We start from the raw sequence: 15,409 nt of genomic DNA on the forward strand, positions 1-15,409 counted from the left end.
TTCCATGACATCCTTGGCAGAGGAAAAGGAGGCCATGTCATGGGCCGGGTCAACCACTACACAGTGTTCGAAACCGCCAACGGTTTCTGCGGGATCGCATGGACGGGCGAAGGCATCACGCGGTTCCAGTTGCCGACCAGAACCGCCGACGCAGCCGAACGCCTGATGCTGCGCCGCCTGCCGGAGGCCGAAACGGCCGCGCCGACGCCGCAAGTTGCGGACGCGATCGACGCGGCGAAACGCTATTTCGCCGGCGAGGCGGTCGACTTTTCCGGCATAAGGCTCGACCTCGGCGACCAGGAAGCGTTCTTCAAAAAAATCTACGACGCGCTCCGCCAGGTCGGATGGGGCCATACGACGACTTACGGCGCGCTGGCGAAACAGCTCGGCGCCGGGCCGGAAGCCGCGCGCGACGTCGGCCAGGCGATGGCGAAGAACCCGGTGCCGCTGATCATCCCGTGCCACAGGGTGCTGGCAGCCGGCGGCAAGGTCGGCGGGTTTTCCGCGCCGGGCGGAGCTACGTCCAAGGTGCGGATGCTGGAGCTCGAGGGCGTCCGCGTCGAACAGGCACAGCCGGCCAGGCCCGCGCAGAAGGCGCAGCAGTCGTTCGGGTTCTGACACCTGCAATGGTGTAAGGGCGCACCATTCGGGGCCGGCCCGATCGTCACCCGCCAGCGTATCTCGCCTCATGGTCGAGCAGCCAGCGTTTGCGTTCGATGCCGCCGGCATATCCCGTCAGCTCGCCATTGGCGCCGATCAGCCGATGGCAGGGGACGATGATGCTGAACGGGTTGGCGCCGTTGGCGTGGCCGACGGCGCGCGGCGCGGACGGCCTGCCGATGGCTGTCGCCAGCCCGGAATAGGTGAGCGGGCGTCCGGGCTCGATCTCGCGCAAGGCCTTCCACACCTGTTCCTGGAACGGCGTGCCGTTGTACGACACCGGGACAGGACGGATCGCGCCGAGATCGCCTGCGAAATAGGCGTCGATTGCCGTTGCGACCCCGGCCGGAACGTGGCCCGCCACGATATGGTAGGCGGCCGGCCCCAGCCGCCGGTCGAGCAAGCGCACCACGCGCTCCTCGCAATCGGCGAATTCGGCCGCGTGCAAGGCGCCGTCCGTGCCTGTTGCGAGAACCATGTCGCCGATCGGCGTAGCCCGGCGTTCGAGGGTCAATTGCAACGTCATGATTTTCACCGCGCGTCGTGAAAGATGATGCCGAGCGTATGGCGCCGGCCAGAGCGGAGCCGGCTTACCCCATGCCGCAGATTGACGCGATAGCTGCCCCGCGTTCCCTGGACGGGACGGTTGTGAACGGCGAAGGCCACGGCGTCGCCACGGCGAAGCGGAACCACCTCCGCGCGGCTCTGCATGCGCGGCCGCTGCTCGGTCAGCACAAACTCACCGCCGGTGAAATCGTCGCCCGGCTCCGAAAGAAGGATCGCCACCTGGATCGGAAAGGCCAGGTCGCCATAAAGATCCTGGTGCAGGGCGTTGAAGTCGCCGGCGCCGTATCGCAGCAGAAGCGGAGTCGGGCGCTTCTGGCCGGCATCGTGGCAGATGCGCAGATAGTCCGCATGCCCGGCGGGATAACGGACCGCGTCGCCCATGCGCTCGTTCCACCGGTTGGCGACGGGAGCGAGGCGATGATAGAGCTCGGTCCGCAACGCGCCGAGCAGGTCCGGAAGCGGGTAGCGGAAATAGCGATATTCGCCTTTTCCAAAGCCGTGCCTGGCCATGACGACATGGCTGCGGAAATGTTCTTCGCGCGGATAGAGCGCCGCGAATGTTGCACACTCTTCGGCGGTCAGCAGGTTTTCGATGACCGCGTTGCCGTGGCCGTCGAGGTCGCCTGCTAGCGTTTCCCAGTCATAGGCGCCGACGCGATCCTGCGTGTCCGTGGCTGCGGAATCCGACGGGAGCGGTTTTGCGGTCGCGTTCATTCCGAAATCTCCGTGCCTGACGTGGCTGACTTCCGCGGATGCCCATGCGGAAGCTCTTTCGGCACGAAGGCTAGCCAGAGCGGAGTGTACGGCGCCACCCGATTCCGGAGTTGCCTGCCCAACGTCGTGGGGTCCCCGCATTCGACCGCCTGCGGGGTCGAGCGATTGGCGCGCCGACATGGTCGCCGCGCAATGCTTGGTCGTGGACGGTCAGTGGTCTGATCGGCCGGGTTGAGAGCGCCGAAAATGCCCGGCCACTGTCCTTGCCGGAGATGCCTGCGACGCGTGGGTAGCTCCTACGCGGTATCGGGAGCGTTCTCTTCGCGCAAAAGGGCTGTCGCGGCTTCACGCGCCGTCGGCTCCAGCTCGACCTTGGCGCGCGCGTCGAGAGCGAAGCGCACCGTGACCGTGCGCATGCGCGCATGCAGGACGCCATCCAGCGTGCCGCGCATCTCATGCGCGTAGGTCAGGGAGGATTTTCCGATCTTCTCGACGAAGCTGCGGACCGTTACCAGCGTTCCCGCCGCCGTTTCATGGGTATAGTCGATCTCCATGCGGACATCCGCCCAGCCGAGCGTCGGTGGCGCACCCGCGCCGGCGATCCTGCCGAGCAACTGGAAGCTGGCGTCGTCGAACATCGCTACATAGTGGCGGACGTTGAGATGGCCCATCGCATCGCACATCCACGGATGCACGATGCCGAGATAGGTCTCGATGCTGCGCCCGCTCAAAATGCGACCTCGTTGCCGCCCTTCAGTTGCAGGAGGTCGCGCGCCTCGTCGGGCGTCGCGACGTCGAGCGACAGTTCGCCCAGGATACGCCGTATCTTGGCGACCTGCTCGGCATTGCTCTTCGCCAGCGCGCCCTTGCCGGCGTAGAGGCTGTCCTCCATGCCGACGCGGACGTTGCCGCCCATGACCGCGCCCATGGTGCAGAGGCCCATCTGGTGCTTGCCAGCCGCCAGGATCGACCAGAGATAATTGTCTCCGAACAGGCGGTCGGCGGTGCGCCGCATATGCATCATGTCCTCCGGCTCGGGTCCGATGCCGCCCAGGATGCCGAAGATTGTCTGCACGAACAGCGGCGGGGTCAACAGTTTCCGGTCGAGGAAATGCGCCAGCGTGTAGAGATGGCTGACATCGTAGCACTCGAACTCGAACTTGGTGCCATAGGCCTGCCCGACCTCGACGATGATGCGCTCGATCTGCTCGAAGGTGTTGGACACGATGCTCTTCGTCGTGTTCTCAAGATACGGCTTTTCCCAGTCGTGTTTCCAGGTCGGGTATTTGGATGCTGCCTGGGAGAGCACGAAATTCATCGAGCCCATGTTGAGCGAGCAGAGTTCCGGCTTGGCGACATGCGCGGCTTCCAGCCTTTGCTCCAGGCTCATGCCGAGCCCGCCGCCGGTGGTGATGTTCATCACCGCGTTGGTCTGCTGCTTGATGCGCGGCAGGAAATCCATGAACAGTTTTGCGTCGGGCGACGGCTTGCCGGTCTCGGGATCTCGGGCGTGCAGGTGGATCACCGAAGCGCCGGCCTCGGCCGCGCCCACCGCGGCATCGACGATCTCAGACGGCGTGACAGGCAGATAGGGGCTCATGGTCGGCGTGTGGACCGATCCGGTCACCGCACAGGTGATGATGATTTTCGGCGATGTTTTCATGGCGAGCGCCTCCCTTGGTTCTTGTTGCGCGAGTTATGGATCGAGCGCGAGGCAGTCCTCGCGGCGCCAGCCGAGCCGTATCGCGGCGCCCGGTTCGGGCGTGGGCAGCGATGGCGTGCTGGCAAGCTTGACGATGAATTTCTGGCCGTTCGCCGCGCCGGCGATCAGGCGGAGATGGTCGCCGACATAGACGGATTGCAGGACGGTCGCCGCTACCTCGTTCGGCGCCGACGCGCCGTCCTGCACCAGGGCGATGCGCTCCGGCCGCACCGACAGGAGAACGCGGGCGCCCGGCGGGAAACTGCGCCCATAGGACATGGCGCCAAGCCGCCCGCCGCCGTCGTCGAGTCGCACCGACAGGCCGCCATCCGCGTCCACGGCCTCCACCGTGCCGGCCATGCGGTTGTTCTCGCCGACGAAGCTTGCGACGAAGCTCGCCTGCGGCCGCTCGTAGAGCTCGCGCGGCGTCGACAATTGCTGGATGCGGCCGGCGCTGAAGACGGCGATCCGGTCGGACATCGTCAGCGCCTCGGTCTGGTCGTGCGTGACGTAGACGAAGGTGACGCCCAGCCGGGCATGGATGTCCTTGATCTCGAACTGCATCTGCTCGCGCAACTGCTTGTCCAGCGCCCCCAGCGGCTCGTCCATCAGCACGAGCTTGGGTTCGAAGATCAGGGCGCGCGCAACCGCGATGCGCTGCTGCTGGCCACCCGACAACTGCGCCGGGCGGCGGTTGCCGAAGCCGGGAAGCTGCACCATGTCGAGGACGTTCCTGACCCGGTCGGCGACTTCGCCGCGTCCAAGCTTGCGGACCTCCAGCGGGAAAGCCAGGTTTTCGGCCACCGTCATATGCGGAAACAGGGCGTAGTTCTGGAACACCATGCCGATGCCACGCCGGTTGGCCGGCACGTTGTCGATGCGCCGTCCGTCGACAAGGATTTCGCCCTCGGTGGCGTCCTCGAAGCCGGCGAGCATCATCAGCGCCGTCGTCTTGCCCGAACCGGACGGCCCGAGCAGCGTCAGGAATTCGCCGCGCATGATTTCGAGGTCGAGCTGGCGCACTGCCTGCACCGTCTCGCCATACCGCTTGCTGACGCCGCGAAACTCGACATGGACGGAGCCGTCCGTCATCGGGCGGGCGCCTTGTCCCGGCGGCGCGCGGCCGGCCTGGCGCGAGCCGGCTGGCTCGCCGGAGACGATGCGGCGCGCAGGATGATGTCGGCGGCCTCGCTGAGGTCGGCCACCAGAGCGCGGCGCACGGCCTGGCTGTCGCCGCGGCGGAGGCCGGCGATCATCTCGTCGTGGTGCAGCAGGCCGAACACATAGGCGGCGTCGGTGCGCACGATGTTCAGGAGCGGGCCGGCGCGCAGCCACAGCTTCTCGATCATCTGCTGGAGCATGGGGGAGCGCGCCGCCCGGTAGAGCGTGAAATGGAAGCGGCGGTTGAGCATCAGGTAGTCGGCTAGCGCATGGCCGTCGACGCACTGGTGAAGGCGCTCGTTGATATCAGCCAGCTCGTCGATCTCCTCCGGCGAGATGGTCGAGGTCGCCCATTCCGCCGCCGTCCCCTCGACGCTGCAACGCACTCGCACGAGGTCCGAAATGCGCTCGACCGATGCTTCCGGCACGATCGCGCCGCGGTTGGGATGGTCGAACAGGGCTTCGTCGCTGACGAGCTGGCGCAGCGCCTCGCGCACCGGCATGGCGCTGGTGCGGAACTGCTCCGCGATCTGCCTGACGACCAGCCGCTGGCCCGGCAGGAAGTCGCCGTTCATCAATGCCTCCTTCAACCCCGCATGCACGCGGACATGCGCGGTCTCCGGCGCGGCCGCGCCGCCTTCCCTTCGATCCAGCATCAGGCGGTCCGGGACGGCAGCACTTGGCGGTTGCTCGACAGGAAGTCGTCGAACGCGTCGACGAAGCCGGCAAGCTCGGCATCGCCGAACGGCAGCGACAGGGCCAGCATGCCGCGCGACGTCACGTAGTAGCCGCGCAGCATCATCTCGACCTGCCAGAGCGCGATCAGCGACGGATCCGCCGCGTCGAGCGGCGCCGGCGTGTCGACCGGACCCTTGACGAAGTGCAGGTTCATCAGCGAACCGCGGCCGAGCACGACGCCCTCGACATCCTGCTTTTCGAGCGACGCGGTCATGGCTTGGCGCAGCCTGTCGCCGCGTTCGTTGATGGCGCGGCTCGCCTCCTGCGTCAGCACCCTGGTCAGGCCGGTGAAGCCGGCGGCCATGCTCAATATGTTGTTGTTGAAAGTGCCGCCATGCGAGAACGCTCCCGGCGACGCCGGATCGAACCGGTCGATGAGATCAGTGCGACCGCCGAAGCCGCCGAAACTGGCACCGCCGCCGATGTATTTGCCAAGCGTCACGAAATCGGGGTTGATCCCGTGCGCGCCATGGAGCCCGCGATAGTCGAGGCGCGACGTCATCACCTCGTCGAAGATCAGCAGCGCGCCGGCCTCGCTCGTGGCGTCGCGCAGCGCCTGCAGGAATTCGCGGGTGGCGGGGATGCATCCGCCCCCGCCCATCATCGGCTCGACGATCACGGCCGCCAGATCGCCGGAATGCTCGCGGATCAGCGCCACCGCGCCCTCGATGTCGTTGTAGTCGCCGAAGACGAACGGGAACGGCAGGTTCAGCGGCGAGCCGCCATGGGCGAAGGTCAGCACGCCGCCGTGATAGCCTTCGCGGAAGGCGAGCACTTTCGACCGGCCGGTGATGGCGCGGGCCGCGGAGATCGCCATGATGTTGGCCTCGGTGCCCGAATTGCAGAAGCGGACGCGCTCAATGGCTGGGAAGCGGTCGACCACAGCGGCCGCGAGGCGCGCCTCGTAGCGGTTCGGCGCGCCGAGCATGATGCCGCCCTGGATCACCTCGACCAGCGCCGCGGCGATCGTCTTGTCGGAATGGCCGTAGAAGCCGGCGCTGTATTCGGAAACCAGATCGACATAGGTGTGGCCGTCGAGATCGGTGACGCGGCAGCCGTCGCCGGAAACGAAGGAAACCGGGAAGGGCCGGTACCACAGGACGGCGCGCGTGTTGCCGCCCGGCATCGAGGCGGCGGCCTCCTTATGGCGCGCCAGGCTGTTTGGATTTGCGTCGGCGAAGCGCTGGCGGGCTTCCTCCAGGACGGCTTCGAGATTGACGTTGCGGCGCACCCCGTTATTGCCTTGCAGCATTCGATCAAATCCCGTTGGCTTTTTGAATTTTTTGCAGCCTAACGCTAATTCCTATTGCTAATCAATCCATTTTGCGTTTGAAATTTGATCAAATAAAAAATGACAACGTAAGGGGAAGTGCAATGAAGATGTATCTGCGAACTGTGTCCGCCACCGCGATCTGCGTTCTGATGTCGAGTTTTGCCGCGTCCGCGGCCGATCCCGTCACGGTGGTCGGCTGGGGCGGCACATGGGACAAGGCCTACAAGGACGGGGTCTGGGACAAATACACCGAGCAGACCGGCGTTCCGATCGTCATGGAGGAGTGGGCCGGTGAGGTTGCCAAGGTTCGCGCGCAGGTGCAGGCCGGCAACATTACCTATGACGTGGTCTCCGTCGAGGCGCCCGCCATGGAGGTCGGCTGCGCCGAAGGCCTGTTCGTTCCGCTGACACCGGAGATCACTGGCGATCCCGCAAACTACCTGCCCGGAACCCTGCACGAATGCGGCGTCGCGTCCGACACATGGGCGACCATCCTGACCTACAATACGGACGTGTTCAAAGGCGATGCCGGTCCGAAGAGCTGGGCCGATTTCTGGAACGTCGAGAAATTTCCCGGCAAGCGCGGCGTCTATGCGCAGGCCCAGTTCACGCTCGAGAACGCGCTGATGGCCGACGGCGTGAAGCGCGAGGACATGTACAAGGTGCTCGGCACGCCGGAAGGCGTCGACCGGGCCTTCGCCATGCTTGACAAGATCAAGCCGCACGCCGTCTGGTGGTCGACGACGACGCAAGGCATCCAGAACCTCGACAGCGGCGAGGTGGCGATGAGCGACCAGTTCAACGCACGCATCACCAACGAGGCGGTCAACGAGAAGAAGCCGTACGCCATCGTGTGGGATGCCGGCTTTTTCTACGGCACCGACTACTGGGCGGTGGTGAAGGGCGCGCCGCACGAGAAGGGCGGACTGGATCTCCTCAAATGGTTCTCCGTCCCTGAGAACCAGGCCGGTTTCTCCAAGCTCTACGCCTACGGCACCGGCCGCAAGGAGGCCGCGGCCCTGATTCCAGCCGACTGGCTCGCCAATTTGCCGACAGCGCCGGAGCACATCCAGTACGGCGCCGCTTATGACAACGACTTCTGGACCGAGAACAAGGAAGCGCTGGAAGAGCGCTTCAAGGCCTGGCTGGCGAAGTAATTCGAGTATGCGGGGAGCCTTTTGGGGTGGCGGGCGGCGACGGGGCGGAATGCTTGCCCTGTTGGCGCTGCCGCTCGTCCTGTTCGTGCTCGTCCTGTTCCTGTGGCCGGTGGCGCGCTTCCTCGCGCTATCGGTCGACAATTCCGATATCTCGAGCAATCTGCCCCGCACCGTCCAGGCCCTGTCGGGATGGACGCCGGAAGCCGGGCTGCCCGACGAGGCAGTCTTTGCCGCGCTGGTCGAGGATCTGGCGGACGCGCGGCGGGCCGGAAAGGAAGGCGTCCTCGCCCAGCTTGTGAACCAGCGCGTCGTCGGCAGCCGCTTCCTCATCATCAAGACGGCGAAGGACGCGACCGACAGGAAGCTCGACATGCGTCCGGTCCGCGAGGAGGTGCTTGCCCGGCAGGCCGGCTGGAACAAGATCGAGCTTTGGCGGGAAATCGCCCGGCAGAAGGGCGCCTTGACCGACTACTATCTGCTCGCCAGCCTCGACCTGACGCGCGGCGCCGACGGCGGTATCGAACCGGTTTCCGCGGACCGTGCCGTGTTCGTCGATGTGCTGCTGCGCACCATTTGGATCAGCGTGGTGGTGACCCTGATCTGCGCGGTGCTGGCGGTGCCGTTGGCGCAGGCGATCGTCAGCGCCCCGCCGGCATGGTCGCGGCCGATGTTCGCGCTGATTCTGTTTCCGCTGTGGACCTCGCTGCTGGTACGCACGGTGATCTGGATTATCGTGCTGCAGAAGAACGGCCCGGTGAATTCCACGCTGCTCGGTCTCGGCATCGTCGGCGAGCCGCTCAATCTCGTCTACACGCGCTTCTCGCTCTACCTAGCGATGGTGCAGGTGCTGCTGCCGATGATGGTTCTCTCCGTCGTCGCGGTCATGCGGCGGGTGCCGGCGACCTATATGCGCGCCGCGCTGTCGCTCGGCGCGCCGTGGTTCACGGCGTGGCGACGCGTCCAGCTGCCACTGATCATGCCCGGCATCTTTTCGGGCGGGGCCATCGTCTTCGTCTTCGCGCTCGGCTATTACATCACGCCGACGCTGGTCGGCGGGCCGACCGACCAGATGCTGTCCAGCTACATCGCCTTCTACACCAACAACACGCTGAACTGGGGCATGGGCGCGGCGCTGTCGCTGCAACTCCTGCTGATCCTCGTGCTGTTCGCCTTCCTCTACTGGACCGCCGGGGCGCTGTTCCGGCGTCGGGCGCGCCCGGCATGAGCGCCGACCGCTTCCGCAAATGGGCGATGTACGCCTATGCGGCGGTGCTGCTGTCGTTCATCATCGTGCCGCTGCTGATCGTGGTGCCGATGTCGCTGACCAGCAGCAATGCGCTCGCTTTCCCGACTCCCGGCTGGTCCCTGCGCTGGTATGCGGAGTTGTGGAACGACCAGCGCTGGCCGAACGCCTTGTGGAATTCGCTGGTGATCGGCATTTCCACCACCCTGCTGTCGTCGCTGCTCGGCATTCCGGCGGCGATCGGCCTCGCCTGGGGCGAGTTCCCCGGCAAGAAACTCATCTACGCGATCATCGCCGCGCCGCTGGTCGTGCCGGTGGTCATTGTCGGCGTGGCGGCCTTCTCGTTCTTCGCCACGCTGGGGCTCGTCGGCAACAAGCTCTCGATCATCCTGGTGCACACGGCCATGGCGGTCCCGGTGATGCTGACGGCGGTCATCGCCAGCCTTGCCACCTTCGACCGCACGCTGGTCCGAGCCGCGGCGTCGCTCGGCGCGGGAGCGATGCGCACCTTCTTCAAGGTAGTGCTGCCGCTGATCGCGCCGGGCGTCGTCACCGGCGCGATCATTGCCTTCATCATCTCCTTTGACGAGGTGGTGGTGGCGAGTTTCCTGTCGACCGGAGCCGAACGGACCTTGCCGCGGATGATCTTTTCCGGCGTCCGAGAATCGATCAGCCCCGCCATCGCGGCGGTGGCCGTGCTGCTGATCGCCTTTTCCGCCATCCTGCTCGGGCTGATCGCCGTGCTGCAAAGCCGTTCCCTGAAACTCCGCGCAAAGGCCTCCGCATGAAGCTCGTTCCGTCGGTCCAGCAGCTCGAAGGCGAGATGACGGCGTGGCGGCGGCATCTCCATGCCAATCCCGAACTCGGCTTCGAGGAGGTGGAGACGGCGCGCTTCGTGGCCGAAAGATTGCGCTCTTGGGGCATCGAGACGGCGGAAGGCGTCGGCAGGACCGGCGTCGTCGGCACGCTGAAGGGCAGGCTCGGGCCGGGCGCAAGCATCGGCATCCGCGCCGACATGGACGCGCTGCCGATGACCGAGGCGCGGCCGCTGCCGCACGCTTCCCGCATTCCCGGCCGGATGCATGGCTGCGGCCATGACGGGCACACGTCGATGCTGCTCGGGGCCGCATCGGCGCTTGCGCGCTCGCCCGACTTCGCCGGCACCGTGCATTTCATCTTCCAGCCGGCCGAGGAGGGGCGGGGAGGGGCGCTCGCCATGCTTGAGGACGGCCTGTTCGGCCGCTTCCCCTGCGACGAGGTCTATGCCTTGCACAATTGCGAGCGGCCGCTTGGTGAGGTCGCGATTCATCGCGGCGCGGTGGCCGCGGCGGCGGACCGTTTCGAGATCGTCGTGCGCGGCCGTGGCGGACATGCGGCGACGCCGCATATGGCGAACGACCCGATTCCTATCGCGGCGCGCATTTTGCTGGCGATCGAGGGCCTGCCGGGCCGGCTGACCAACGTGCATTCGCCTGCAATCGTCACGGTCGGCAGTTTCCGGGCCGGCGAGGCGTTCAACACCATTCCCGACGTCGCGACGCTGACCGGTACGGTGCGTACCTTCGATCCCGATGCGCAGAAGGCCCTGGAGAGCGCCATCAGAAGGATCGCGGCAAGCGAAGCCGAGGCTTTTGGCGCCACCGTCGACATCCGCTACGAGTCGCCCTTCGCGCCGACGATCAACACGCGGGTGGAAGCAGAGGCGATGGCCGCCGTCGCCCGAGACGTGATGGGAGCCGGGCGAATTGTGCTCGATCCGCCGCCGGAAATGGGCTCGGAGGATTTCTGCTACATGCTCCAGCAGCGGCCCGGCTGCTATTTCCTGCTCGGCCAGGCCGACGACGCGCATCAGGCGGTCGCCCACGACACCCACTACGATTTCAACGATGCGATTTTGCCAATCGGCGCAAGCCTTTGGGCAAGGCTGGTGGAACGCCGCCTCGCACCGGCCGCCGCGCCCCAATAGCCGCCGAAGGCTGTTCCCGAAGGCGCGTGAAGTCCGCAAAATGAAGTGATTTCAGATGGTTGCCATTTGACTTGATCGAAACCCCCGCCACTGGCTTCACGCAGACGCATTTCGGGCCGGTCATAATGGGCTTTTTGACGCTTCGGGCTTCCCGGACGGGCTTTTCGCGTCGCCGATATGAGGCGGATCCGATGGTTTCGGCCGTCGGCGCGAAGGGCGTTTCGAACGTCGAGATTGGTCGGCGCCGGGACGCCGCTTTTACTCCCTCCTCGTCCCCGATCGTATGGTCGATGGCCACCAGCGATCGTCCGGCATGCCGGCGACGAGGATAGCCGGGAGTGCCGGAGGCCGCGGGAAGCGACGTTCGGAGGCGGGACCCCATAAATTCTGCTAATGTGGTATATTCCACGAATTCGTTGGAACATACACGTCCAATCGCGCAAAGAGAGCACCCGTCAATGAGGTTCGCGCAGACGGTGTGTTCCGCAATGCAAAGCCGATAGCCGGCGGCCTTCGTCCCGAAAGTATCCAAGCCCGATGTCGCGGCGACCCGGCGCCCGGATGCCGACGAGCCCGCATGACGGATCGGCAGCCGAACCGACGCGGCCGAAGCAAGGCCGATGCGGGCGGGGCCGCAACACTATGCGGTCCTTGAGCGGGACCAAGATCAACAAGCCATCTAGGAGGACTCGGATGCGGACGAGAATTTTGACGGCCCTGGTCGCCGATGGATCGCGCGTTTCCTTCGCGCCCTCGGCACTGGATTTCCTCAAGCGGGGTTTTCGCCTTCGCGGCCGAGAGGACGGGGAAGGGGCAAGCGAGACGGCATGCCGGTCTTCAACGCCGTCGGACGGGCTGGAGGCATTCGATTTTCTGGGCGGCTGGAGGGGGCGCGACTGAACCGTCGCTATCCGCTCGCCTGAAGCGCAACGCACCCTGTCGCGGCGATACGCCGTGAAATTCATCGAAACGTTCCCGCCAGGCAGGCGCGGGCAGAACATGGGAGAGCTTCATGCTCGTCAGTCAATTCGCCTCCGGCGTCTCCGCCGAATTCTCCCTGGTGCGCAATGGCGACCAGCTTACCGCTACGTTCCACTACGACCTGACCGGCTTCGGGGACGATGACGGCATCTTCCATTGGGACGGCGAGATCGGCGCGGAGATCGGTGCCGACAGCGATTATCTCCGCCAGACGGCCGACCGGCCGATGGATCTCGAACTGGTCACGACACTGGCTGCCGGCGTCGGCACGGCCGCAAGCTATTTCGTCAACGACGCGATCGGCGGCGCGGCCTTCGACTTTCAGTTCAACATCGCGATCTTCGACGCCGCCGCGATTTTCCTCGGCACGTCCGGGGCCGACCTCGCCTTCGGCTCGACCTTCGCGGACGAGTTCCGCTCCGAGGGCACGGGAGACGTTTTCGAGGGCGGGGCGGGCAACGATCTTTATCGCATCTACAGCGCCGACACCAAATTGTTCGAGATCGCCGGAGGCGGCAGCGCCGACCGCGTCGCGGCGGGTGTCTCCTACGTGCTCGGCGCGGGTGTCGCCGTCGAGATGCTAACCACCAACGGCTCGACCGGCACGAATGCGATCGACCTGACCGGCAACGAACTGGCGCAGACGATCTACGGGAACGCCGGGGCCAATGTGCTCGGCGACGGCGGCGGGGCGGGCGACGTGCTGATCGGGCTCGGCGGCAACGACACCTACCGGATCGACAGCGCCGCAACGGCGATCCGGGAAGCCGCCGTCCAGGGCAATGGCGACATGGTGATGGCAAGCGTGAGCTACAGGCTTGCTGCCGATGTCGGCGTCGAGATCCTCGCCACCAGCGATCAGGACGGCACCGCGGACATCGACCTGACTGGCAATACACTACACCAGGATATCGTCGGCAATGCCGGCGACAACGTCCTGCGGGACGGCGGCGGCGCGGTCGATACGCTTCGCGGGCTTGGCGGCAACGACATCTACCAGGTCTATGTTTCGGGCACGACGATCCTCGAGAACGCCGGCAACGGCTTCGACCGGGTGATGGCGGGCGTCGACTACGCGCTGGCGGCGGGCGTGCATGTCGAAGTGCTGACCACCAACGGCGCTGCCGGCACGCTGGGCATCGACCTTGCCGGCAACGAACTCGCCCAGCAGATCGTCGGCAATTCGGGCTCCAACATCATTGCCGGGCGAGGCGGGCTGGACACGCTGTACGGCCTCGGCGGCGCCGATTTCTTCGCGTTTATCTCGCCGCTGGGCGCGGACAATGTCGACGTCATCGCCGATTTCAGCCACGCCGACGACACCATCTACCTCGACTCGCCGATCTTCAGCGTGCTGCCGATCGGCGCCTTGCACGTCGATGCGTTCAAGGACATCGCTATCGGCACCAAGGATTTGAACGACCGCATCATCTACAATTCGCAGACCGGCGCGCTCTATTATGACGCGGACGGCTCCGGCACGGCGTTCGGCAATGTCCGGTTCGCGACGCTCATCGGTGCGCCCGACATCACCAATGCGGATTTCACGGTGATCTAACGCTGGGGATGTCATTAGCCCAAACGGGAAATAGCATCAGAAGCCGCTACTCCCGACGGGCTTGCCGGAAACCGGAGCCTTTCGCTTCCGTTTCAGAGGCGGGCATGCGCCACGCCATGTCTTTTCTTATTGTTGGTTTGCCCGTCCCGGATCATGATGGTGTGGCATACAAGGGGGATTTGGGCATGTGGATACGTCTTACCGCGACCGATGGGCATCCCATCAGCTTTAATTCGAAACACCTTGTCGTCCTGCGGGATCATGGCGGGCGGACACTGGTGACGCATTGCAACGGCGAGGTGCTTGTGGAGGAGAGCCAGACGGCGATCCTTGCGGCCCTGCGGCTGGGCAGCGGCTATCGCAGCACAGGCATGGGCGCCGGGGCGCCCGGCATGCAGTAGGCACCCCCGGCGAGACCGGATACGGATGCATGCGGGCCGAGGGGCGACCCGCATGCATCTGCCGACGGTATGCGATAGTTCCGAGGACAGGTTCGAAATTGCCCCGCGCCGGTATTCGCCGGCGGCAGATGAGTGCGTGCGGTCACGCCGTGCGGAAGCCGGAATTGCCAAGCCCGAGATCCGTTACGACGATGACGGCAGGAGTCCTGCCAACGCCTTGAGTATGCAGGCGTCGGGCGTTCCTTCAGGCCGGTCGTCTCGGCGCAGGGGCATCCCGCGCCGCTGCGATGGTGCCGGTCGACGTGGGCAGGGCGGGCAGGCTGCGCCTGTCCGCCCTTCCGCGGTCAGGCCTTGATAAAGGCCAGCAGGTCCGGGTTGATGATCTCGGGATGCGTCGTGCACATGCCGTGCGGAAACCCGTCGTAGGACTTCAGCGTTCCGTGCTTCAAAAGCTTGACCGACAGCGGCGCCGCATCGGCGTAGGGCACGATCTGGTCGTCGGTGCCGTGCATGACCAGAACCGGCACGTCGATCGTCTTCAGATCGTCGGTGAAGTCGGTCTCGGAGAACGCCTTGATGCAGTCGTAATGGGCTTTCGCACCGCCCATCATGCCCTGGCGCCACCAATTGTCGATGGTGCCTTGCGAGATCTTCGCACCGGGTCGGTTGAAGCCATAGAACGGGCCGGCGGGGACATCGACATAGAGCTGCGCGCGGTTGGCGGCGAGCGCGCTGCGGAAACCGTCGAACACCTCGATCGGCAACCCGCCGGGGTTCTTCTCCGACTTGACCATGATCGGCGGCACGGCGCTGATCAGCACCGCCTTGGCGACGCGGCCGGGCTTGGCGCGGGCGACATAATGCGCCACCTCGCCGCCGCCGGTGGAGTGGCCGGCATGGACCGCGTTCTTCAGGTCCAGGGCTTCGGCCAGTTCGGCGACGTCGGCGGCATAGGTGTCCATCTCGTTGCCGGTCGCGGTCTGGCTGGAGCGGCCGTGGCCGCGGCGGTCATGGGCGATGACGCGAAAACCCTTGTCCAGGAAATACAGCATCTGGTTGTCCCAGTCGTCGGCGCTGAGCGGCCAGCCGTGGTGGAAGACGATGGGCTGGGCGTCCTTGGAGCCCCAGTCCTTGTAGTAGATCTCGGTGCCATCCTTCGTGGTGATCGTGCTCATGTCGCTTCTCCTTGCCTCTGCGAGACGGGCAGTCCGGTCTCGATATGGACGTTATAGGGTTTGGCGGGCATTGTGGCGCCTGGCGGAACCGACATTCAGCGAGGCAAAACTGA

Annotated in this window: 16 protein-coding genes; 8 read left to right on the forward strand and 8 right to left on the reverse strand. The window is 65.5% G+C overall.

What is annotated here, in order from left to right:
• The first annotated feature begins 39 nt into the window (after positions 1–39).
• Positions 40–618 (forward strand): methylated-DNA--[protein]-cysteine S-methyltransferase, encoded by a 579-nt coding sequence (locus ACSBOB_RS11255; protein WP_442582476.1) that lies wholly within the window; start codon positions 40–42, stop codon positions 616–618.
• 46 nt (positions 619–664) lie between these two features.
• Here the strand turns inward: ACSBOB_RS11255 and ACSBOB_RS11260 are convergent, their stop codons facing one another.
• The 7 genes from ACSBOB_RS11260 to ACSBOB_RS11290 form a co-directional block, all read right to left on the reverse strand.
• Positions 665–1,186, reverse strand: coding sequence for a methylated-DNA--[protein]-cysteine S-methyltransferase (locus ACSBOB_RS11260; protein WP_442582477.1), 522 nt, complete (start codon positions 1,184–1,186; stop codon positions 665–667).
• Between the two features lie 5 nt (positions 1,187–1,191).
• Complete coding sequence (locus ACSBOB_RS11265; protein ID WP_442582478.1) at positions 1,192–1,941, reverse strand: 2OG-Fe(II) oxygenase; 750 nt, start codon at positions 1,939–1,941, stop codon at positions 1,192–1,194.
• Between the two features lie 296 nt (positions 1,942–2,237).
• Positions 2,238–2,672, reverse strand: a complete 435-nt coding sequence (locus ACSBOB_RS11270) for an acyl-CoA thioesterase (RefSeq protein ID WP_442582479.1) — start codon at positions 2,670–2,672, stop codon at positions 2,238–2,240.
• Entirely contained in the window at positions 2,669–3,604 is a 936-nt protein-coding gene (locus ACSBOB_RS11275; RefSeq protein WP_442582480.1) for a 3-keto-5-aminohexanoate cleavage protein, read from the reverse strand. The genes ACSBOB_RS11270 and ACSBOB_RS11275 overlap by 4 nt, the downstream gene beginning before the upstream one ends.
• 33 nt (positions 3,605–3,637) lie before the next feature.
• The gene (locus ACSBOB_RS11280) at positions 3,638–4,735 is read right to left on the reverse strand and encodes an ABC transporter ATP-binding protein (protein ID WP_442582481.1); all 1,098 of its coding nucleotides are present in this window, start codon (positions 4,733–4,735) and stop codon (positions 3,638–3,640) included.
• A complete protein-coding gene (locus ACSBOB_RS11285) occupies positions 4,732–5,460 on the reverse strand; it encodes a GntR family transcriptional regulator (protein WP_442582482.1) in 729 nt (242 codons plus the stop codon). The genes ACSBOB_RS11280 and ACSBOB_RS11285 overlap by 4 nt, the downstream gene beginning before the upstream one ends.
• Complete coding sequence (locus ACSBOB_RS11290; RefSeq protein ID WP_442582483.1) at positions 5,460–6,794, reverse strand: aspartate aminotransferase family protein; 1,335 nt, start codon at positions 6,792–6,794, stop codon at positions 5,460–5,462. The genes ACSBOB_RS11285 and ACSBOB_RS11290 overlap by 1 nt, the downstream gene beginning before the upstream one ends.
• A gap of 122 nt (positions 6,795–6,916) precedes the next feature.
• Between ACSBOB_RS11290 and ACSBOB_RS11295 the strand changes: the two genes are divergently transcribed.
• The 7 genes from ACSBOB_RS11295 to ACSBOB_RS11325 all read left to right on the forward strand — a co-directional run bounded on the left by ACSBOB_RS11295 (position 6,917) and on the right by ACSBOB_RS11325 (position 14,121).
• Positions 6,917–7,972, forward strand: a complete 1,056-nt coding sequence (locus tag ACSBOB_RS11295) for an ABC transporter substrate-binding protein (RefSeq protein ID WP_442582484.1) — start codon at positions 6,917–6,919, stop codon at positions 7,970–7,972.
• 49 nt (positions 7,973–8,021) lie between these two features.
• Positions 8,022–9,197 carry an ABC transporter permease gene (locus ACSBOB_RS11300; RefSeq protein WP_442582485.1) on the forward strand — a complete coding sequence of 392 codons (1,176 nt, stop codon included), beginning with the start codon at positions 8,022–8,024 and terminating at the stop codon, positions 9,195–9,197.
• A complete protein-coding gene (locus ACSBOB_RS11305; protein WP_442582486.1) occupies positions 9,194–10,003 on the forward strand; it encodes an ABC transporter permease in 810 nt (269 codons plus the stop codon). Before ACSBOB_RS11300 ends, ACSBOB_RS11305 begins: the two co-directional genes overlap by 4 nt.
• Complete coding sequence (locus tag ACSBOB_RS11310) at positions 10,000–11,181, forward strand: M20 aminoacylase family protein (protein WP_442582487.1); 1,182 nt, start codon at positions 10,000–10,002, stop codon at positions 11,179–11,181. The genes ACSBOB_RS11305 and ACSBOB_RS11310 overlap by 4 nt, the downstream gene beginning before the upstream one ends.
• Positions 11,182–11,874: 693 nt before the next feature.
• A complete protein-coding gene (locus tag ACSBOB_RS11315) occupies positions 11,875–12,081 on the forward strand; it encodes a hypothetical protein (protein ID WP_442582488.1) in 207 nt (68 codons plus the stop codon).
• 112 nt (positions 12,082–12,193) lie between these two features.
• Entirely contained in the window at positions 12,194–13,720 is a 1,527-nt protein-coding gene (locus ACSBOB_RS11320; protein ID WP_442582489.1) for a hypothetical protein, read from the forward strand.
• A gap of 185 nt (positions 13,721–13,905) precedes the next feature.
• Positions 13,906–14,121, forward strand: a complete 216-nt coding sequence (locus ACSBOB_RS11325) for a hypothetical protein (RefSeq protein WP_442582490.1) — start codon at positions 13,906–13,908, stop codon at positions 14,119–14,121.
• A 344-nt stretch (positions 14,122–14,465) separates the two neighbouring features.
• On the opposite strand, the gene ACSBOB_RS11330 is transcribed toward ACSBOB_RS11325, so the two are convergent.
• Positions 14,466–15,296: an alpha/beta fold hydrolase gene (locus tag ACSBOB_RS11330; protein ID WP_442582491.1), complete on the reverse strand. Its 831-nt coding sequence runs from the start codon at positions 15,294–15,296 to the stop codon at positions 14,466–14,468.
• Positions 15,297–15,409 lie beyond the last annotated feature (113 nt).

The organism is Mesorhizobium sp. KACC 23794 (genome assembly GCF_052180275.1).
Lineage (GTDB): Bacteria > Pseudomonadota > Alphaproteobacteria > Rhizobiales > Rhizobiaceae > Kumtagia.